Below are 18,760 nucleotides of genomic sequence, written 5' to 3'. Positions count from 1 at the left end.
CAAGGGTATAAATAAAGCAGCAACGATTCTACCGGGGTCGCCGGGGCGGCCCGGCGGGAGTACGCACGATGGTCACTCGGGTGCTGGTGGTGGACGACGAGGCCTTGGCGCGCGAACGCCTGCGCGATCTGCTCGGGCGGCTGGATGGGGCGCTCGAGGTCGGTGAGGCCGCGGACGCCCGCACGGCGTACGCGCGTCTGATCAGCGAGCCTTGGGACGTGGTGCTGTTGGACGTGCAGATGCCCGGCATGGATGGGCTGGGCTTGGCGGAGCTGCTGCGCGGCCGTGCGCGGGCGCCCGCGGTGGTGTTCGTCACCGCCCATGCCGAGCATGCGCTGCGGGCATTCGAGCTGGATGCCGTCGATTACCTGACCAAACCCGTGCGGCTGGAGCGCTTGCGCCAAGCGCTGGACAAGGCGCTGCGCTGGCGCGCCGCCGCCCGGGACGCGGCCGCGGAGGGCGAGGGATCGGGCCCTGCCGCGGGTGGCATCGGCACCTGCCTCGTCATCCACGACCGCGGGCGCACCGAGCGCGTACCGATCGACGAAGTGATCTATCTGAAAGCGGAGCTCAAGTACGTCACCGTGCGCACGCGGGACCGCAGCTATATCTATGACGGCTCGCTGCACGAGTTCGAGCGGGCCCAGCCGGAACGTTGGCTGCGCATCCACCGCAACGCCTTGGTCGCGCGCGAGCGCGTGCGCGCCCTGGAGCGTGTGCATGAGCGCACCGGTGACAACCCGGGCGAGCCGTTCGATGGCTGGGTGGTGCGGCTGGATGGCGTCAGCGAGCGTCTGCAGGTCTCGCGCCGCCAGCTCGCCACCGTGCGTGAGGCGCTGCTGGCCGAGCGGGCGGCGTGCTAGCATCCCCGGCATGTCCCAATCCCTGCCCCGTGGGGCGGCCGCTGCGCCGTCCGGTACCCCTTTATCTGCCCTCGATCTGACCATCGCCACCCGCGAAAGCCGCCTGGCCTTGTGGCAGGCCGAGCACGTCCGCGCCTGCCTTCAGGGGTTGGGCCACCGGGTGCGCCTGCTGGGCATGACCACGCGGGGCGACCAAATCCTGGATCGGGCGCTGTCCAAGGTGGGCGGCAAGGGCCTGTTCGTCAAAGAGCTGGAAGTGGCCATGGATGAAGGGCGGGCGGATCTGGCGGTCCACTCGCTCAAGGACGTGCCGATGGAGCTGCCCGAGGGCTTTCGGCTGGCCTGCGTGATGGCGCGGGAGGACCCGCGCGATGCCTGGGTTTCCCCGCACGGCGACGGCCCGCAGGATCTGCCAGCCGGGGCGGTGATCGGCACCTCCAGCCTGCGCCGGGTCGTGCTGCTGCGCGAGGCGCTGGCCCGCCTGGGCCGCGATGACGTCCGCATCGAGCCCCTGCGCGGCAATCTGGATACGCGGCTGCGCAAACTGGACGAGGGACAGTACCACGCCATCGTCCTGGCGGCGGCCGGTTTGCGCCGCTTGGGACTGCAGGCGCGCATCCGGCGCGTGTTCGAGCCGACCGAGATGCTGCCTGCCGCCGGCCAGGGAGCGCTTGGCATCGAAATCCGGGCCGAGCGCAGTGACGTCGCGGCGGCCCTCGCACCCCTGGGGCATTGGCCCACCTGGGCCGCTGTGGCCGCGGAGCGGGCCGTCTCCCGCGCATTGGGGGGGAGCTGTTCCGTCCCGCTGGCGGCGCACGCCACCTGGGTGGGGCCGGCGCCGTCCGGGCCGGGCAACCCGGCCCGCTTGCGCATCGAGGCCGCCTGGGCCGAGTCCGATGCCGTCTTGCCGCTGCTGCGCGCGGTGGTCGAGGCCGAGGTGGCCGATCTGGCCTCGGCGGAGGCGGCGGGGCAGCGCGTGGCGCAGCGCCTGATCGCGCAGGGGGCGCGCGTCGTTGCCGCGGGGTGATTCCGTGTCCGCCGAGCGGGCGTCGCGGCCCACGGTCGTCGTCACTCGGCCGGCCGATCAAGCTGGCGTGTGGGTGCAGGGCGTGCATGCGGCCGGCTGGCCCGTGCTGGCGCTGCCGCTGATCGAGATCGTCCCTGCCGCCGATCCGCCCGCTTTGCGCGCGGCGGTGGCGGACTGGACCGATCTGGACGCCGCAATGTTCGTCAGCCCCGCCGCCGTGGGGGCGCTGCGACAGGCCGCCGTCCCGGCCCCCGCGCCAGGGTTGCGCTGCTGGGCGCCGGGCACCGGCACGGTGCGCGCCCTGCTGGACTGGGGGGTCGCACGGGCAGCCATCGATCACCCCCCGGCCGATGCGGCGCAGATGGATTCCGAGGCGCTGTGGTCGGTGGTCGGGCCGCAGGTGCGCCGGGGCCACCGCTTGTTGATTGTGCGCGGGGTTTCGGCCAACGGGCATGCGGGGCGGGACTGGCTGTTGGAGCGTTGCCGCGGCGCCGGTGCCACGGTGCGCACCGTCGTGGCCTACCGGCGACAACCCCCAGTCTGGGATGCGACCCGACGTGCCGAAGCCGCCCGGGCGGTGGCCGACGGTACCGTGTGGCTGTTCAGCAGCAGCGAGGCGGTCGGGCATTTGCGCGACCTGCTGCCGCAGGCCGCATGGTCGCGGGCCCGCGCCATCGCCACCCACCCGCGCATTGCCGAGGCGGCCCGGGCACTCGGCTTCGGCGAGGTCCGCACCTGCCGCCCCACGCTGCCCGACGTCGTGCAGGCCCTAGAATCGTCGCCGTGAGCGACCCCGTTTCCACCGATCCCGTCACCACCCCGCCGCCTGTCCCTCAGACGGGTACGGGGGGTGGGTCTTCGCGCCTGCTTGCCGCGGTGGCGACGGGGCTCGCCGTGGTGGCCCTGGCAGGAACTGCGGTGCTGTGGCAACGCCTGGCGCGCACGCAGGAGGAGCTGGCGCGCCGCACCACCGACGCCCAGGCCGAGCTGGCCGCGACGCGGGTGCTGGCCGATCAGGCCCAGGCGGCAGTGGCCGATCTGCAGGCCCGACTTGGGGTGGCGGAGGTCAAGCTGTCGGAGGTGTCGCTGCAGCGCACCCAGCTCGAGGAGCTGATGCTGTCGGTGTCGCGTTCCCGCGACGATGCCCTGGTGCAGGACCTGGAAGCGGCGTTGCGTCTGGCCATCCAGCAAAGCCAGCTCACCGGCAGCGTCCAGCCCGTGGTGACGGCGCTGCAGGGCGCTCAGCAGCGCATCGAGCGCGCCGCGCAACCTCGCCTGAATCCGGTGCAGCGGGCCATCGCCCGCGATCTGGAGCGCATCCGGGCCGCCTCACTGGTGGATGTGCCCGCCCTAGTGACCCGATTGGACGAACTGGCGCGCGCGGTGGACGAGTGGCCTCTGCGGTCTGGTCCGCCGCTGGACGATCCGATCCGCCCCGCGGGGGCGCCCGAACCCGCGGCGGATCTGCCGTCTGCGCCGACGGCAGGGGAGGGGGGGGCGCCAACCGACTCCACCTGGGCACGCGCCCGCGCCAGCGTCCAACGCTGGGTGGAGGCCGGCTGGATGCGGCTGCAGGTCGCCACCCGCGACCTGGTCCGGCTGCGCCGCATCGATCAGCCGGAGGCCGTGCTGCTCGCCCCGGACCAAGCCTATTTTTTGCGCGAGAACGTGCGCCTGATGTTGCTCAACGCCCGGCTGGGCCTGCTGGCACGGCAGTTCGACAGCGCGCGTGCCGATGTGCGCACCGTCGAGCGCCACCTGCGGCGCTACTTCGAGACCGATGCACCGCGCATGCGCCAGACGCTCGACACCCTGGCCGCGCTGCAGCGCGATCTGCGGCAGGAGACCTTACCCCGGCCCGACGAAACGCTGGCGGCGCTGTCTGCCGCGGCGGGAGGGCGCTGACATGGCCGCGCGCACGCGCGACGGGGCAACGCACTGCGGAGGCGGGCGGTGAAGGGGGTATTCGGCCTGTTGTTCGTGGCGGCGCTGGCGGTCGTCGCCGCACTGCTGATGGGCGACAACCCCGCCACGGTGTCGTTGTTCTGGCCGCCTTGGCGGGTGGACGTCTCGCTCAACTTGGTGCTGATCGTCGCGGTCGCCGGCTTCGCGTTCGGCTACGCTGCCCTGCGCGGCATCGCTTTGTTGCGCGAGCTGCCGCGCCGGGCCAGCCGCTGGCGGGCCTTGCAGCAAGAGCGGGCCACCGTGGGCCTGCTGCTGCAGGCTTGGGGGCACCAGTTGGGCGGGCGCTTCGTGCGTGCCCAGGGGGCGGCGCGCGAGGCCATCGCGCGCCTGCAGGCGGCCGACCGGGATACCGTCCCGTACGCCGATGCGCTGTGGGTGCTGGCACACCTGACCGCTGCCGAGAGCGCCCAGCAACTGGGCCAGCGCGAACAGCGCGACACCTGGTTGGCGGCGGCCACCGATGCGACGCGCGCCCGCGGGGCACCCGAGGCCCGCGAAGGCGCGCTGCTGCGGGCCGCCGAGTGGGCCATCGAGGCCCGGGATCCCGCCGAGGCGGCGCGCTGGCTGGCCGAACTGCCCCAAGGTGCGGCCCGCCGCATCCAGGCGGTTCGGCTGCGGCTGCGGCTGGCGCAATTGCGGCACGACAGCCGTGCCGCACTGGACATGGCACGTTTGCTCGCCAAACACCGCGCCTTTTCGCCGGAGGCGGTGCGCACCGTGCTGCGTGGGCTGTGGATCGAGGCCCTGCGCGATGCGCGCGACGAGGAAAGCCTGTCCGCGGTCTGGCGCAGCCTGCACGGCGACGAGCGCCGGGACCCCACTCGGGCGCTGGCTTTGCTGGCGCATGTCGAGCGGCTGGCGGCCGAGGGCTTGCTCGACGCCACGGGACCGGTGCCCCGCGCGGTGGACGAAGCCATCCGCACGGCCTGGGCGGGGTACGACACCCTCACGGGAGCGGATCGGCTGCGGGCCGTCGCCCTGGTCGAGCCTTGGTTGACGCGGCTGGATGCCGCATGGCTGCCCCGGTTGGAGGAGGCTCAGCAGCGCAACCCGGCGGATGCCGGTCTGCAGTACCTGGCCGGACAGGCATACCGCACCCGTGGCTTGTGGGGCAAGGCGCAGACGCTGCTGCAACAGGCGGTGCGCGGCCTGGACGACCGCGATTTGCGCCGGCGCTGCTGGTGCGCGCTGGCCGAACTGGCCGAGCAGCGCGGTGACGCTGCCGCCGCCGGCCACGCGTGGAAGCAGGCCGCGCTGACCTGAATGGACCGCTGCTCAGGACCGTCGTGCATACTGGGCACGGGCGTGGCCCAAGCGCTGGCGGCGCCGACGCCGCTGCGCCAGGCGTACCTTCAAAATCCATGCTCCGTGGACTGCCAGATACACCAACAGGCCGGTGAGGCTGGCGACGATGGCCAAGCCCACCACCAGGGGTTTGCCCACGTCGGTGATCCAGTGCCAGAAGTCGGCCAGCCACGACCCGCCGGAACCGTCGGTCGCCGCGCTGTCGCCGGCCGCTGCGTCGGCGTTGGCCCCCGGTGCGGACAAGACGATGGCGTCGGTCCCGCTGCGGGGGGACGCCGCGCTGGGCTCCGCCTGCAGCACCCACTCGCCCAGCTTGTACGCCCCAAAGTACACCGGCCCAAAGGTGACCGGATTGGTCACCAGCGTGCTTGCCACGGCGGCCGGTACATTCGCGCGCAGCAACACCGCCAGCGTGGCCGAGGCCGGGATTTGCGCCACGGGAATCAACAGCCCGAAAAACACCCCCAGCGCCAACCCCAGCGCCAGCCCCTTGCGGTTGATGTGCCACAGCCGGGGATGGTGCAGGTAGGGGGCAAGCCAGCGCAGCCAGCGCATGTCGTGCAGGCGCTCGCGGCTGGGCAGCAGGGACTGGACGCGCGCTTTCATCGGTGGTGGAGTACGAAAGTGTTCAGATTGTGACGCATCCGCCGCGATCCCCGCTATCCTCGCGCCCCATGCGATGGGAAGATGTGTTGTATTCGCAAGGGTTTGGCACCCGCCGCGCCTGCCGGGCGTTGATTCTGAGCGGGGCGGTGGCGGCGGGGGCCGACCGGCGCCCCGTCGTCGATCCGGATGAGCCCGTGCCCCCGGACGAGCTCGCCCCGGGCCTGCCGTTCTGGGTGGATGGGGTCTGCTGGCCATACCAGCCGCGCGCCTACCTGATGCTGCACAAGCCCGCCGGCTACGAATGTTCGCGCCGGCCTTCGGCCTGGCCAAGCGTGCACACCTTGCTGCCCGTGCCGCTGCGCCAGCGCCCGGGAGGGGCGGCCGACGGCGTGCAGGCCATCGGCCGGCTCGATCAGGATACGACCGGCCTGCTGCTGCTGTCGGACGACGGGGCCTTCATTCATCGCCTGACGTCGCCGCGCCACCATGTCCCCAAGGTGTATGTGGTGACCTGCCGCCACCCGGTCGACGAAGGACAGGCCCAGCGTCTGCGCGCTGGCGTCGTGCTGCACGACGATCCGCGTCCGGTGACGCCCGTGGCGGTGGAGCGCATCGATGCCAGCCGGCTGCGCCTGACCCTGACCGAGGGCCGCTACCACCAGGTCAAGCGCATGGTGGCGGCGGTGGGCAACCGGGTGGACGCGCTGCACCGCACCGCCATCGGCCCTGTGGTCTTGCCCGCCGATTTGGCGCCCGGTCAATGGCGCTGGTTGAGCGTGGACGAGGTCGCCGGCCTCCAGGCGGCAGGTGGCAAGGCCGCCGGCGTCAAGGCAGCGGGTCCAGAAACGCGCTGACGCCCTGCAGCAAAGCGTCGGGTCGATCGCGGTGCGGGCTGTGGCCGCACGCTGGCAGCACCAGCCGCTGGGCCTGGGGCGCGACCGCTGCAATCGCGTCCAGTTGGTCCAAGGTGCCGTATTCGTCGTCGGTGCCCTGCACCAGCAGCAGCGGTGCCGCGATCCCGCCGCACGCCGCCCGGATGTCGAACGCGCGAAACGCCGGCGAGAGCCAGGCATCGTTCCACTGCCAGAAGGCGTTGTCCACGTCGGCGTGGTAGCGCGCCAGCCGCTCGCGCAGGCCCAGGGGGTAGGCATCGCGCGCGGCGGCAATCGCGCGCAGGGCCACGTCCTCGACGAAGACATGGGGTGCCATCGCCACACAGGCCACCACCCGGTGCTGGCTGGCGTGCAGCAGCGCGATCGTCGCGCCGTCCGAATGGCTCACGAGCACGGCCTGCTGCAGCCCCAGCGCCCGCAACAGGCGGGGTAGGGTGGCGAACGCCTCGCGGTGCATGTAGTCCGGCCCGTGCCGGCCGCTCGTGCGCACGTCGGGGATGGGGTCGGAGGCCCCATAGCCGCGCCTGGAGTACATCCATCCCACGCGGCCGGTGCGCGCGCACAGGGCCGCGGGCCAGTGGCCGCCGCGCTGCCGCCACATGGCGACCGACCCCAGCCCTTCGTGCAGAAAGACGATGGGGGCGAGTGCCCGAGGGGCAGCCGGACGAATCGCCTGGACCTCCAGCCCTACGCCGTCGATCACGATGCGCATGGGCGGATCCAGCGATGCCTCGGTGGTTGGATGGGGATAAAGCGCTGGGGCGGTCGGCTCCATGTCCGCGATGGTAGAGCCCTCGGCACGCTCCGCCGGTTATGCTTGCGACATGCGTGTGCTGCTTGGTTCGTTCTGGCGCTCGGTCGCGTATTGCCTGCACCCGCGGGTCATTGCGCTGTCGCTGCTGCCCCTGGTGCTGATGGTGGCGGGGGCGTTTGCCCTGGGCTACTGGTTTTGGGACCGGGCGGTCGATGCCGTGCTGGCCTGGCTGGAGACGTGGTCGCTGGTCGAATTCGTGCTCGGCTGGCTGGACAGCGTCGGGCTGGGGGCGCTGCGGACGGTGGTCGCGCCGCTGCTGGTGCTCGTCATGGCCACGCCGCTGATCGTCGTGTTGGCGCTGCTGCTGGTGGCGTTTTTCATGACCCCCGCCATGGTGGATCTGGTCGCCCAGCGGCGTTTCCCGGACCTGCAACGGCGCCGCGGCGGCGGGGTGTTGGGTAGCGTGGGCTGGTCGTTGTGGTCCACCGTGCTGGCGGTGCTGATGCTGGTGGTGTCGCTGCCCTTTTGGCTCATTCCGCCGCTGGTGCTGGTGCTGCCCCCGCTGATCTGGGGCTGGCTGACCTACCGCGTGTTCGCCTACGATGCGCTGGCCGAACATGCCTCGGTGGACGAGCGGCGCGTTCTCATGGCCCGCCACCGCGTGCCCTTGCTGGTCATGGGGGTGATTGCGGGCCTGATCAGCGCGGCGCCCAGCGTGCTGTGGGCCTCGGGGGCGATGTTCATCGCGCTGGCCCCGCTGCTCGTGCCGCTGGCCATCTGGATTTATGCGCTGGTGTTCGCCTTTGCATCGCTGTGGTATGCCCACTATCTGCTGCAGGCGCTGGACGAGCTGCGGCGCGAGGCCGCCACCCCGCCGGCGCCGCCACCCGCGCCCCCAGCACCCGCAGATCCTGCAGCCCATTCCGTCCCGGCGGACCGCATCATCGACGTCGAGGCCCGCGCGCTTCCTTCTCCTCCTGCATCATGACGCCCGTATCCCCTTCTGCGACCGCCGCCCCGCGCTTTGGCCTTATCGTCATCGGCGACGAGATCCTCTCTGGCAAGCGCCAGGACAAACACCTGCCCAAGGTCATCGAGTTGCTGGGCGCCCGTGGCCTGCGCCTGGACTGGGCGCGTTATGTGGGCGACGACCGCGCGGCCATCACCGAAGTGCTGCGGCAGGCCTTCGCCAGCGGCGATGTGGTGTTCTCTACCGGGGGGATCGGCGCCACACCCGACGATCACACCCGTCAAGCGGCCGCGGCCGCGCTGGGGGTGGAGGCGGTCTTGCACCCCGAGGCCAAGGCCTTGATCGAGCAGCGCATGCGCGAGGTTGCGGCGGAGCAGGGTGTACCCTTCGAGCCCGATCGCCCCGACAACGTGCACCGCCTCAACATGGGGGTGTTCCCGGTGGGCGCGCGCCTCATTCCCAACCCGTACAACCGCATTCCGGGATTTGCGTGCGACGGTCCCGGGGGTGGGACGGTGCACTTCGTGCCGGGTTTTCCCGTCATGGCCTGGCCGATGATCGAGTGGGTGCTCGACACCAACTACCGCGCCCATTTCGGGCAGTCCCGGCAGCGCGAGCGTTCGGTCATCGTGTTTGGCGGTATCGAGGCGACCCTGACCCCGCTGATGGAGCGCATCGAGGCCGAGTATCCCGGGGTCAAGGTGTTCAGTCTGCCCAGCGTCGACCACCCGGAGTGGGGGCGGCACATCGAACTCGGGGTCAAGGGCGCAGACACCGCCGCGGCGGCCGCATACGAAGCCATGCGGGACGCTTTGCGCACGATGCCCGTGCGACTGGGCCCCGAATTGGTGCGATGATTCGATGCACCACAATGGTTCAAAATGCATTGAAACGGTGCATGTGCGTCCGCCCAGGGCGATGTGCACCCCGTGCGAATCTGGCATGGAACCTGCTTTCTACTGCCCGACTTCAGTCCTTTCCCTCGACCCGAACCTCTTAGGAGCACACTGATGGCCAAGACCGTCGCCGACGTGATGAACATGGTGAAGGAGAACGACGTCAAGTTCGTCGACTTCCGCTTCACCGACACCCGCGGCAAAGAACAGCACGTGACGGTGCCGATTTCCGCTTTCGGCGAAGACAAGTTCACGTCGGGCCATGCGTTCGACGGCTCGTCGATCGCCGGCTGGAAGGGCATCGAGGCGTCCGACATGCTGCTGATGCCGGACCCCAACACGGCCAACATCGACCCCTTCTTCGAAGAGACGACGCTCTACCTGCAGTGCGACGTCATCGAGCCCAGCGACGGCAAGGCCTACGACCGCGACCCGCGCTCGATCGCCAAGCGCGCCGAAGCCTACCTGAAGGCCTCGGGTCTGGGCGACACCGCTTACTTTGGCCCCGAGCCGGAGTTCTTCCTGTTCGACGGTGTGCGCTGGAGCACCAATCCGGGCAACTGCTTCTACGAAATCGAAGAGTACGAAGCGCCCTGGAACACCGGCACCAAGTTCGAAAACGGCAACCGCGGCCACCGTCCGCGCACCAAGGGCGGCTACTTCCCCGTGCCGCCGGTGGACAGCACGCACGACATGCGCGCCGAGATGGTGCTGATTCTGGAGTCGCTGGGCATTCCCGTGGAGGTGTTCCACCACGAAGTCGCCGGCGCCGGCCAGTGCGAGATCGGCACCAAGTTCAGCACGCTGGTCGAGCGCGCCGACTGGACGCAGGTGCTCAAGTACGTCATCTGGAACGTGGCCAACAGCTATGGCAAGACGGCCACCTTCATGCCCAAGCCCTACCACGGCGACAACGGCAGCGGCATGCATGTGCACCAGTCGGTCTGGAAGGACGGCAAGAACCTGTTCGCCGGTGACGGCTACGCGGGCCTGAGCGACTTCGCGCTGTACTACATCGGCGGCATCATCAAGCACGCCCGCGCGCTCAACGCCATCACCAACCCGACCACCAACAGCTACAAGCGCCTGGTGCCGCACTTCGAGGCGCCGGTCAAGCTCGCCTACTCGGCCAAGAACCGCTCGGCCTCGATCCGCATCCCGTACGTGGCCAACCCGAAGGCGCGCCGCGTCGAGGCCCGCTTCCCGGACCCGATGGCCAACCCGTACCTGTGCTTCGCCGCGCTGCTGATGGCCGGTCTGGACGGCGTGGAGAACAAGATCCACCCGGGCGAGGCCGCCACCAAGGACCTCTACCACCTGCCGCCGGAAGAGGACAAGCTGGTGCCGACCGTGTGCCACAGCCTGGATCAGGCGCTGGACTACCTGGACAAGGACCGCGCCTTCCTGACCAAGGGCGGTGTGTTCACCGACTCCATGCTCGATGCCTACATCGAACTGAAGATGCAGGAAGTCACCCGCGCCCGCGTCGAGGTCACGCCGACCGAGTACGACATGTACTTCAGCCTGTGATGCGGACAGGCCGCCCGCGCCAGGCGGCTTGCTGAATCACCCTGGGGGCGGCCGTGTGCCGCCCCCAGCCGTTTTGAACGATACTGTGTCGAGTCGCATTCTGTGGATCAGGGTTGGCATGTCGTTGCAGCAAAACATTCGGCGATGGGGCAAGGCGGGCGCGGCCGCTGCATGGGCGGCCGCCGTGTGGTGCGCCGCCGGTGCGGCCTGGGCGCAAGGCGGTGCCATCTGGCGCTGTGGCAACGAGTACACCAACAACCCCGGCCCCAACCCCGCGGGGCGCGGCTGCCGTGAAGTGCAGGGCGGCAACCTCACCATCGTCGAAGGCACCCGCCCCGCTGGCGGGGCGGCGGGGGCGCCGGGCAACGCGGGTGGGGCGGGCGGTGCGGCATCGGGCGCCGCGCCGAATGGCGCGCGCTCGCCCGCCGAGCGGGTGGAGCCGGACCAGCAGCGCCAGCGCGACGCCGAGGCACGCCGCATTCTGGAGCAGGAGCTGCGCCGGGCCGAGGAGCGTTTGGCCCAGGCCCGCGCCGATTACGCCGAGGGCAAACCGCCGCGGCTGGCGAACGAGCGCACCGACTCCCCGCGCTACACGGCGCGGGTGGAGGAGCTGCGCACCCGGGTCGAGCGGGCCGAGGCCGACGTGGCGGCGATCCGCCGCGAGATCGGTCGCCTGGACGGCGGGCGCTGACACCGCGATGGAAGCGCGTCGATCGCGGTCGGCCGGTGCCGACAAGCGCTTTGCGGCCTTGGACCTGCTGGCCACCCTGGTGGCGGTGGTGGACGATCGGGGCCATGTGCGCTACGCCAACCATGCCCTGGAGGATGCGATTGGCCTGTCGCGCCGCAATCTGGCCGACGTGTCGCTGACCGAGTGGGTGACCCAGCCGGAACTGCTGCAAAGCGCGCTGGATGGCGCGCGCGGGCACGAATACGCCGTCATCCGCTACGACACCCACCTCAAGCGTCTGCTGCGCGAGCCCTTGCCGGTGCACCTGGTGCTGGCGTCCACCGAGTGGCCCGACCACCGCGTCGTCGAGATGCTGCCGCTGGAGCAACAGACCCGCCAGGAGCGCGAAGAACGCCTGTTGGAGCAAGCCCAGGCGAACAAGGAGCTGATCCGCAATCTGGCGCACGAGATCAAGAACCCTCTGGGGGGCATTCGCGGTGCCGCCCAGTTGTTGCAGATGGAGCTGGCCGAGCGCGATGACCTGGTCGAGTACACCGAAGTCATCGTGCACGAGGCCGACCGCCTGCAATCGTTGGTGGATCGGCTGCTGGCGCCGCACCGGCGCGCGCCCGTGATGGCCGACGTCAACATCCACGAGGTCTGCGAGCGCGTGCGGGCGATCATCCTGGCCGAGTTTCCGCGCGGGCTGCGCGTGGTGCGGGACTACGACACGTCCATCCCCGAGTTCCGCGGCGACCGCGAACTGCTCATCCAGGCCGTGCTGAACCTGGCGCACAACGCAGCCCATGCCCTCAAGGAGCGCATTGCCGCGGGGGATGCCTGCATCACCTTCCGCTCGCGTGTGCAGCGGCAGGTCACCTTCGGCAAGCGGCGCTTTCGCCTGGCACTGGAATTGCATGTCATCGACAACGGTCCCGGCGTGCCCGAGGAGATCAAGGACCGCATCTTCTATCCGCTGGTGTCGGGTCGGGATGGCGGCTCCGGCTTGGGGCTCACCCTGGCGCAGACGTTCGTGCAGCAGCACCAAGGGCTCATCGAGTGCGACAGCCGACCGGGACACACCGATTTCAAGATCCTCATCCCGTTGCCGTGATCCGGTGGCGCGGTGGGGCGAGCAGGAAGTGCCGCGCATGAAACCGATCTGGATTGCCGACGATGACCCCTCCATCCGCTTCGTGCTGGAAAAGGCGCTGGCGCGCGAGGAGCTGCCCACGCGCAGCTTCGACGGGCCCAAGGCCGTCCTCGACGCGCTGGCCGATGGCGCGGACGAGGGCCCCCAGGTGCTGGTCAGCGACATCCGCATGCCCGGCGGCTCCGGGCTGGAACTGCTGGAGAAAGTCAAGCGCCAGCATCCAGCGCTGCCGGTCATCATCATGACCGCTTATTCGGACTTGGACAGTGCGGTCGCCGCCTTTCAGGGCGGGGCGTTCGAATACCTGCCCAAGCCGTTCGACCTGCCCAAGGCGGTGGAGCTGATTCGCCGCGCCGTCGAGGAAAGCCAGCGCGAGGAGGTGGCCCAGGAGACCCTGTCTGCCGCCCCCGAAATCCTGGGGCAGGCCCCGGCGATGCAGGACGTGTTTCGCGCCATCGGGCGGCTCAGCCAAAGCCATGTCACGGTGCTGATCACGGGCGAGTCCGGCTCTGGCAAAGAACTGGTGGCGCGGGCGCTGCACAAGCACTCGCCGCGCGCCAAGGGGCCGTTCGTCGCCATCAACACCGCCGCCATCCCCAAGGACTTGCTGGAGTCCGAACTGTTTGGCCACGAACGCGGTGCTTTCACCGGTGCCCAGACCTTGCGTCGCGGCCGCTTCGAGCAGGCCGAGGGGGGCACGCTGTTTCTGGACGAAATCGGCGACATGCCGTTCGAGCTGCAGACCCGGCTGCTGCGCGTGCTCTCGGATGGTCACTATTACCGCGTCGGCGGCCACAGCGCCATCAAGGCCAATGTGCGCGTCATCGCCGCCACCCACCAGAACCTGGAGCAGCGGGTCAAGGAAGGGGCGTTTCGCGAGGATCTGTACCATCGCCTGAATGTGATCCGCTTGCGGCTGCCCCCGCTGCGCGAGCGGCGCGAGGACATCCCGCTGCTGGCCCGCTTCTTTTTGCAGCACAGCGCGCGCCAGTTGGAGGTGGAGCCCAAGCGCCTGTCCGACGCGGCACTCGAGGCCCTCAGCGCGTTCGACTTCCCCGGCAACGTGCGGCAGCTGGAGAATTTGTGCCACTGGCTGACGGTGATGGCGCCGGCCCAGGTCATCGAGGTCAAAGACCTGCCGCCGGAGGTCCTGCAGGCCATTCCCGCGACCGCCGCGCCGGCGCCGACGGCAGGCGCGGCGCCGCATCGGGCTGTCCTGCCGGGGCCTCGGTCGGCCGGGGACACGCCGGGGGCGGTTGCCCCGGCGCCGGCCGCCGGCTGGGAGGAGGGCCTGCGTGCCGAGGCGCAGCGCCTGCTGGCCGAAGGCCGGCGCGACATCTGGGACACCCTGATGGGCCGCGTCGAGCGATGCCTGCTCGACGCGGCGCTGCAGGCCACCCACGGCCGCCGCATCGAGGCCGCGCAGCGCCTGGGCATCGGCCGCAACACCATCACCCGCAAGCTGCAGGAGCTGGGGATGAGGTAAGGCTTGGCTTATCGCGGTGTCGGTAATTTGTTGTTGTCGACTGCATGTGGCGGACTTTCCGACACGTGGCTCCGAACGAGCTTTTCAATCACGGGGCCGATGTGCGCTGCGACTAGGCGCGCGCCTGCCATCGAAAGGTGATCATCGTCGTAATAGAGCAGTTCGCCATCCTTCATGGCGTAGCAACGCTCGGCGTCGCAAAGCGGTTCCATGGCGTCGACGAGGATTACATTGCTGAATGAGGCTACTGCCTGCCTGAACACGCTGCGGTAACCGTGCTGGCGTCGTTCGACATCCTTGCGATCAATTGAGCAATCCGTCTTTGACTTGTCTTCCGTTAGCCAGGTATAAGGTTTGGGTAGACATGCCTTTGGATGAAAGTCGAGCTCAGGATTGTCTAGTACCACAATCACTGTCTTGTTGGCGTTTTTTAGTGCCTGAAGTGTCGAGTAGACAGCGGCTGTGAATTTTTCGCTGGGGCTTGCATCTGTTGGAAGGTGGTCGTGTACAGTTACCCTGGATTTATTGCCTTCGACGTCGCCAAAGCCTTGACTTTCGTAATGCCATGGCCATCGTGAAGCCATGACGATTATCCTGGGTGTTTGACTGTCAAATGCGAATGTGAGTGTCGTTCGAGCAATTAGCTTTCGGTTCTCGAGGATGTCGATGGCGTCGTCGATTCCTCGGTTGGCAAAATCGAGTAACGGGGCAGTGCCTGATCCGCCAATATGCTTGAGATTGATGCCGCGCTGGCTGAGCCATTCCGAAAGACCTGGGTACAGACTGACGGCGTGCGAGTCACCGATCAATAAAACATCAGGGCTTGCCGTTGAGGTTTGTTTGCAGAATATGATTCCTTGGTACTTCGGATCGACCGGTGGTCTGAAACTTTGTAGGCAGCCCTTGTCCTGGTTTTCTGGAGCCCCAGGTCGTTCACTCAGGGCTTGCAGCTTTTTATCAAGGTAGTGGTCATGTTGGCCAAGGCGTTCAGGCCATCCGTCGCGCCAAGTGGTGATGAGACCGATACCGATGCATGCCGCCATCGCGAACAACAACGCCGTGATCGTCTTTATTTGTTCACCCCGACGCCGGATTGGTATTTCCAGCCAGCGCCAAGTGGTATAGGCGAGCGCGAAGGCTGCCAATACGGCGACGATCCGCCAGCTGCGTGGCGGCATACCTCCCACTTCGATGACGCGCAGGTAGGCGAGGATCGGCCAGTGCCACAGATAAAGGGGATAGCTGATAAGGCCGATCAAGACCAGCGGCTTCCGGGAGAGTAGCAGGCGGTTTGCGGCAGACGAAGATCCGGAACCGATCAACAGCACGGCGGCGGCTACCGGAATCAGCGTTTGGGCGTTGGGCCAGTCGCCGGGCTTGAGCAGCAGGACCGACCCTGCCAACAGGGCCACTGCGAACCACGACACCCCATCGCGCGCTAGTGATGGCGTTGTTTCGGAGAAATGGACAATTCCGTTATGTTGCAGGGTGGCGAGGATGGCGCCAGCCATCAACTCCCATGCTCGCGTGTGCAGTAAATAGAAAGTTGAAGTGGGGTGATTGGTTGCTCCTTCGAGCATCAAGACGGCGGAAACGATGAACAGTGCTGCCAGCGCCAGCAACAAAAGTCCGGCTTTTCGCCATGCGGCAATCAAGATTATGGGTGTCAAAAGATAGTACTGTTCCTCGACGGCGAGCGACCAAAGGTGCAAGAGCGGTTTTAGCTCGGATGAGGTGTCAAAGTAGCCGCTTTCCTGTAGGAGATTGAAGTTTTGGAGAAAAAATCCTGATGCGGTGATGTGTCGGCCGAGGGTTTTGAGGTCGCTTGGGTAGAGAAGCGCGACCCCTGCGATCCAAGTGGCTAACAGGGTGACGGTCAGTGCCGGAAAAAGTCGGAGTATGCGGCGTCGATAAAAATCGAGAATGCCAAAATATCCATTATTCAGTTCACGAAGTATAATTCCGGTAATCAAATAGCCGGATATGACAAAGAAAATGTCGACACCGATGTAGCCGCCAGGAAAATATTTGGGGAAGGCGTGGAAACCTACTACTGGCAGGATGGCAAGGGCCCGCAATCCATCGATGTCGGGGCGGTAAACTGGTTGCGGGTTGCGGGTTGCGGGTTGCGGGTTGCGGGTTGCGGGTTGCGGGTTGCGGGTTGCGGGTTGCGCATTTTTGTTTTTAGCTCATTTGTAGCCCGTTCAGCGTCAGCACCACGGGCGCGTGGTCGCTGGGTTGCGGGCGCTTGCGGGGCGTGCGGTCGATGGCGCAGGCCACGGCGTGGGGCTTGAGTGCGTCACTGATGAGGATGTGATCGATGCGCAGCCCGCGGTTTTTGGGGAAGGCGAGCTGGCGGTAGTCCCACCACGAGTAGCTCTTGGGGGGCTGCGGGAACAGCCGAAAGGCGTCGTGCAGCCCCAGGTCTTTGAGGGCCTGCAGCTGCGCGCGCTCCTCGCGCGTGCAGTGGATGGTGTCGCGCAGGCCGTCCGGGTCCCACACGTCGTCGTCGTCCACGGTGATGTTGAAGTCGCCCATCAGCACCAGTCGCGGGTGACGGGCCAGCTCCTGTGCGACCCAGGCGCGCAGCGCGTCCAACCAGCGCATCTTGTAGGCGAACTTGTCGCTGCCCGGCGCTTGTCCGTTGGGAAAATAGGCCCCAATCACGCGCAGCGGTGGCACACCCGATGCCGGCTGGACCGTGACCGCAATTGCGCGCGCCTGTTCATCCGCGAAGCCCGGGATGTTGCGCTGAACCTCCTCCAGGGTGCCGGGCGAGCGCACCAGCAAGGCCACACCGTTGTAGGTCTTTTGACCCAACCACGCGGCCACGTAGCCCGCTTGTTCCAGCGCCTGGGCTGGAAACCTGTCATCGGTGAGCTTGAGTTCCTGCAGCGCCAGCACATCCACCGGGTGGTCGGCCAACCAATCGAGCAGGTGCGGCAGTCGGACGGAAAGGGAGTTGACGTTCCAGGTAGCGAGGTGCATGAGGGGTGTGAGCGGTCAATCGCTGCTGCATGTGAACGATTCGCCGTTGATGTTTCCTGTGACTGTCGTGAAGGTGCGCGAAGCGGGATCGCCGTTGGGCTGCAAGGTGATGGTGCCACTCCACCCGTGCGGGACTTGGCAACTGTAGTTGCCTGCGTCGACCGAGCATACGCCGTCTGCGTAAGGATAGCCTGCGCTGACGGCTCGGGCACCGGTGCAGTTGGTACCGCTGCCGCTGATGGTGTGCAGCAGGCTGGCTTCGTTAGCCAGCACGTGTTGGGTATAAACCAAGCTGGGGACACCTTCCCGGCCCCCGCTCTTCGGTATGCCGTTGGCATCGAGCCCAAGCCATTCACCCGCCCGCCGAAAGACGGTATACGTTGCCGGTGCCGTGCCGGTGATTGCGCTGCCGGTCGTTTTGAATACATTCGCGCACGTGGTTGAGTCGCGAATAATGGCAAAATCAAGACGCCATGTCTGTTTCAAATTGGAGTAAGTCGGCATCGCAATGACCTCGTGGGAAGGGAGTACGCCCGATGCGCCTACCACAGCGCCGCTGGTGTTGCGTACGAGGGTTTTGATATTGCGGATCCCACTCAAGAACGCACTGCCATCGGTCTCCCCTGGGCATGCGAGGTCGGCTCTGAAATCGCATTTGCCGATTCTGGTCGTTCCGTCAAACAAGTTGTAAACATCGTTGCAGTTATAGGATTTTTGCAGCAAGCCAATGTTACCGCGCCAACCTTCCGGTACATAGCACACGTAGGCTGCGGCTGTGTCGGTCGTCAGCGATGCACCGGGTGTTGAAGAATCCGGGCGCAGGCCATAGGTTTCCGGATCATTTTCGTCAGAAAATGGCAGCGGGAAGATGCAATAAGTCACATCGCTGCGATACACCGTGACGTTAAGAATTGAAGTTGGGTTTTGATTTTTTCCGGCAGTTTGATCGACGGCTACCAAGCCACTCAGTCGCACGAATGGTACCGAGCTGGCGATCTTGGCTTTGTTGTCGACCAACAGAATGTATTCGCCTTTTGTGCTCCGAACGATTCTTGCTTTGTCGTTTCCTGTGGGGCGAACGGTTGAATCTTCCGTAAACGCATAGTCGTCCGGAACAAACTTGGCGGTCGTGGGCGGGGCACCACCGGCTCCGCCACCGGTTCCCCCGGTACCGAGGGTGGCGCTGGTGGCGAGGGGGTCGTTCCACGACACGGTGCTGTGCAGGGTGACGTTTTTGCTGCGCTCGCGCGTCGTCCAAGTGACCGTAACCTGGATGCGATGACGCGCGGCGGTGCAGCTGCCGTCCACGTTGGTGGCTGGCGTCACGGTCCATGCCCGGGTATACGTCGTCTCCAGCCCTGTCAGGGACACCGTGTCGGAGCCCGTTCGGACTATCGTGCCGGCCGCACAGCTCGTGCCCTGGTGTTCCGTTTTCAGCGTGGTGTTGCGCAGCTCCTCCAGCTTGGCGCGGCCCAGGCTGTAGGCCATAGATGTGGCCTTGGCATCGGCGCTGGCGGTGACGATGGCGGATTGCAGCTTGGCAATGCCCAAGATGCCGGCTGCGACCACCATCATCGCCACCAGTCCCTCGACCAGGATGTAGCCCGCATGGGCATATCGCGGGGATCGACGCTTTGGGGAGTGCGCCATGGTC

Annotated in this window: 17 protein-coding genes; 12 read left to right on the top strand and 5 right to left on the bottom strand. The window is 67.4% G+C overall.

Annotated features, from left to right (window positions below; all coding sequences use genetic code 11):
* The first annotated feature begins 68 nt into the window (after positions 1 to 68).
* The 5 genes from ACK4TH_RS04735 to ACK4TH_RS04715 are packed head-to-tail and all read left to right on the top strand — an operon-like array spanning position 69 to position 5,118.
* On the top strand, positions 69 to 863 hold the full coding sequence (locus tag ACK4TH_RS04735) for a LytR/AlgR family response regulator transcription factor (protein WP_409623392.1): 795 nt from the start codon (positions 69 to 71) through the stop codon (positions 861 to 863).
* Positions 864 to 873: 10 nt separating this feature from the next.
* Positions 874 to 1,890: a hydroxymethylbilane synthase gene (gene hemC, locus ACK4TH_RS04730; RefSeq protein ID WP_409623390.1), complete on the top strand. Its 1,017-nt coding sequence runs from the start codon at positions 874 to 876 to the stop codon at positions 1,888 to 1,890.
* Positions 1,891 to 1,894: 4 nt separating this feature from the next.
* A complete protein-coding gene (locus ACK4TH_RS04725; RefSeq protein ID WP_409623388.1) occupies positions 1,895 to 2,677 on the top strand; it encodes a uroporphyrinogen-III synthase in 783 nt (260 codons plus the stop codon).
* Positions 2,674 to 3,795 carry a uroporphyrinogen-III C-methyltransferase gene (locus ACK4TH_RS04720; RefSeq protein WP_409623386.1) on the top strand — a complete coding sequence of 374 codons (1,122 nt, stop codon included), beginning with the start codon at positions 2,674 to 2,676 and terminating at the stop codon, positions 3,793 to 3,795. The genes ACK4TH_RS04725 and ACK4TH_RS04720 overlap by 4 nt, the downstream gene beginning before the upstream one ends.
* Positions 3,796 to 3,843: 48 nt before the next feature.
* Positions 3,844 to 5,118 carry a heme biosynthesis protein HemY gene (locus ACK4TH_RS04715; protein WP_409623384.1) on the top strand — a complete coding sequence of 425 codons (1,275 nt, stop codon included), beginning with the start codon at positions 3,844 to 3,846 and terminating at the stop codon, positions 5,116 to 5,118.
* 12 nt (positions 5,119 to 5,130) lie between these two features.
* Here the strand turns inward: ACK4TH_RS04715 and ACK4TH_RS04710 are convergent, their stop codons facing one another.
* Positions 5,131 to 5,766, bottom strand: a complete 636-nt coding sequence (locus tag ACK4TH_RS04710; RefSeq protein ID WP_409623382.1) for a DUF2062 domain-containing protein — start codon at positions 5,764 to 5,766, stop codon at positions 5,131 to 5,133.
* Between the two features lie 68 nt (positions 5,767 to 5,834).
* On the opposite strand from ACK4TH_RS04710, the gene ACK4TH_RS04705 reads away from it, so the two are divergent.
* Complete coding sequence (locus ACK4TH_RS04705; RefSeq protein ID WP_409623380.1) at positions 5,835 to 6,620, top strand: 16S rRNA pseudouridine(516) synthase; 786 nt, start codon at positions 5,835 to 5,837, stop codon at positions 6,618 to 6,620.
* On the opposite strand, the gene ACK4TH_RS04700 is transcribed toward ACK4TH_RS04705, so the two are convergent.
* Complete coding sequence (locus tag ACK4TH_RS04700; RefSeq protein ID WP_409623378.1) at positions 6,592 to 7,434, bottom strand: alpha/beta fold hydrolase; 843 nt, start codon at positions 7,432 to 7,434, stop codon at positions 6,592 to 6,594. The genes ACK4TH_RS04705 and ACK4TH_RS04700 overlap by 29 nt on opposite strands.
* A gap of 49 nt (positions 7,435 to 7,483) precedes the next feature.
* Here ACK4TH_RS04700 and ACK4TH_RS04695 point away from each other — a divergent pair, with 49 nt between their 5' ends.
* The 6 genes from ACK4TH_RS04695 (at position 7,484) to ntrC (ending at position 14,118) form a co-directional block, all read left to right on the top strand.
* Complete coding sequence (locus tag ACK4TH_RS04695; protein WP_409623376.1) at positions 7,484 to 8,401, top strand: EI24 domain-containing protein; 918 nt, start codon at positions 7,484 to 7,486, stop codon at positions 8,399 to 8,401.
* Positions 8,398 to 9,240 (top strand): competence/damage-inducible protein A, encoded by an 843-nt coding sequence (locus ACK4TH_RS04690; protein WP_409623374.1) that lies wholly within the window; start codon positions 8,398 to 8,400, stop codon positions 9,238 to 9,240. The genes ACK4TH_RS04695 and ACK4TH_RS04690 overlap by 4 nt, the downstream gene beginning before the upstream one ends.
* A gap of 153 nt (positions 9,241 to 9,393) precedes the next feature.
* Positions 9,394 to 10,809 (top strand): type I glutamate--ammonia ligase, encoded by a 1,416-nt coding sequence (glnA, locus tag ACK4TH_RS04685; RefSeq protein WP_068608840.1) that lies wholly within the window; start codon positions 9,394 to 9,396, stop codon positions 10,807 to 10,809.
* Between the two features lie 118 nt (positions 10,810 to 10,927).
* Positions 10,928 to 11,500, top strand: a complete 573-nt coding sequence (locus tag ACK4TH_RS04680; protein WP_409623372.1) for a hypothetical protein — start codon at positions 10,928 to 10,930, stop codon at positions 11,498 to 11,500.
* A gap of 7 nt (positions 11,501 to 11,507) precedes the next feature.
* A complete protein-coding gene (gene glnL / locus ACK4TH_RS04675) occupies positions 11,508 to 12,593 on the top strand; it encodes a nitrogen regulation protein NR(II) (RefSeq protein WP_409623370.1) in 1,086 nt (361 codons plus the stop codon).
* A gap of 37 nt (positions 12,594 to 12,630) precedes the next feature.
* Positions 12,631 to 14,118, top strand: a complete 1,488-nt coding sequence (ntrC, locus tag ACK4TH_RS04670; protein WP_409623368.1) for a nitrogen regulation protein NR(I) — start codon at positions 12,631 to 12,633, stop codon at positions 14,116 to 14,118.
* 8 nt (positions 14,119 to 14,126) lie between these two features.
* On the opposite strand, the gene ACK4TH_RS04665 is transcribed toward ntrC, so the two are convergent.
* From ACK4TH_RS04665 to ACK4TH_RS04655, 3 genes are all read right to left on the bottom strand, one after another.
* Positions 14,127 to 16,196, bottom strand: a complete 2,070-nt coding sequence (locus ACK4TH_RS04665; RefSeq protein WP_409623366.1) for an acyltransferase family protein — start codon at positions 16,194 to 16,196, stop codon at positions 14,127 to 14,129.
* A 106-nt stretch (positions 16,197 to 16,302) separates the two neighbouring features.
* Positions 16,303 to 17,106: an exodeoxyribonuclease III gene (locus tag ACK4TH_RS04660; protein WP_409623364.1), complete on the bottom strand. Its 804-nt coding sequence runs from the start codon at positions 17,104 to 17,106 to the stop codon at positions 16,303 to 16,305.
* 15 nt (positions 17,107 to 17,121) lie between these two features.
* The gene (locus ACK4TH_RS04655) at positions 17,122 to 18,756 is read right to left on the bottom strand and encodes a hypothetical protein (RefSeq protein WP_409623362.1); all 1,635 of its coding nucleotides are present in this window, start codon (positions 18,754 to 18,756) and stop codon (positions 17,122 to 17,124) included.
* Between the last annotated feature and the right edge of the window lie 4 nt (positions 18,757 to 18,760).

The sequence above is a fragment of the Tepidimonas sp. genome, from assembly GCF_046292505.1.
Classification (GTDB): Bacteria; Pseudomonadota; Gammaproteobacteria; order Burkholderiales; family Burkholderiaceae_C; genus Tepidimonas.
The sequence above is the reverse complement of the archived record's forward strand: the minus strand, read 5'-3'. Positions and strand labels throughout refer to the sequence as shown.

Bases quoted from the DNA above. Each gene is read 5' to 3' on its own strand.
- ACK4TH_RS04735 (WP_409623392.1), top strand. From the start codon at position 69: ATGGTCACTCGGGTGCTGGTGGTGGACGACGAGGCCTTGGCGCGCGAA.
- hemC (WP_409623390.1), top strand. From the start codon at position 874: ATGTCCCAATCCCTGCCCCGTGGGGCGGCCGCTGCGCCGTCCGGTACC.
- ACK4TH_RS04710 (WP_409623382.1), bottom strand. From the start codon at position 5,766: ATGAAAGCGCGCGTCCAGTCCCTGCTGCCCAGCCGCGAGCGCCTGCAC.
- ACK4TH_RS04705 (WP_409623380.1), top strand. From the start codon at position 5,835: ATGCGATGGGAAGATGTGTTGTATTCGCAAGGGTTTGGCACCCGCCGC.
- ACK4TH_RS04700 (WP_409623378.1), bottom strand. From the start codon at position 7,434: ATGGAGCCGACCGCCCCAGCGCTTTATCCCCATCCAACCACCGAGGCA.
- ACK4TH_RS04695 (WP_409623376.1), top strand. From the start codon at position 7,484: ATGCGTGTGCTGCTTGGTTCGTTCTGGCGCTCGGTCGCGTATTGCCTG.
- ACK4TH_RS04690 (WP_409623374.1), top strand. From the start codon at position 8,398: ATGACGCCCGTATCCCCTTCTGCGACCGCCGCCCCGCGCTTTGGCCTT.
- glnA (WP_068608840.1), top strand. From the start codon at position 9,394: ATGGCCAAGACCGTCGCCGACGTGATGAACATGGTGAAGGAGAACGAC.
- ACK4TH_RS04680 (WP_409623372.1), top strand. From the start codon at position 10,928: ATGTCGTTGCAGCAAAACATTCGGCGATGGGGCAAGGCGGGCGCGGCC.
- glnL (WP_409623370.1), top strand. From the start codon at position 11,508: ATGGAAGCGCGTCGATCGCGGTCGGCCGGTGCCGACAAGCGCTTTGCG.
- ntrC (WP_409623368.1), top strand. From the start codon at position 12,631: ATGAAACCGATCTGGATTGCCGACGATGACCCCTCCATCCGCTTCGTG.
- ACK4TH_RS04660 (WP_409623364.1), bottom strand. From the start codon at position 17,106: ATGCACCTCGCTACCTGGAACGTCAACTCCCTTTCCGTCCGACTGCCG.
- ACK4TH_RS04655 (WP_409623362.1), bottom strand. From the start codon at position 18,756: ATGGCGCACTCCCCAAAGCGTCGATCCCCGCGATATGCCCATGCGGGC.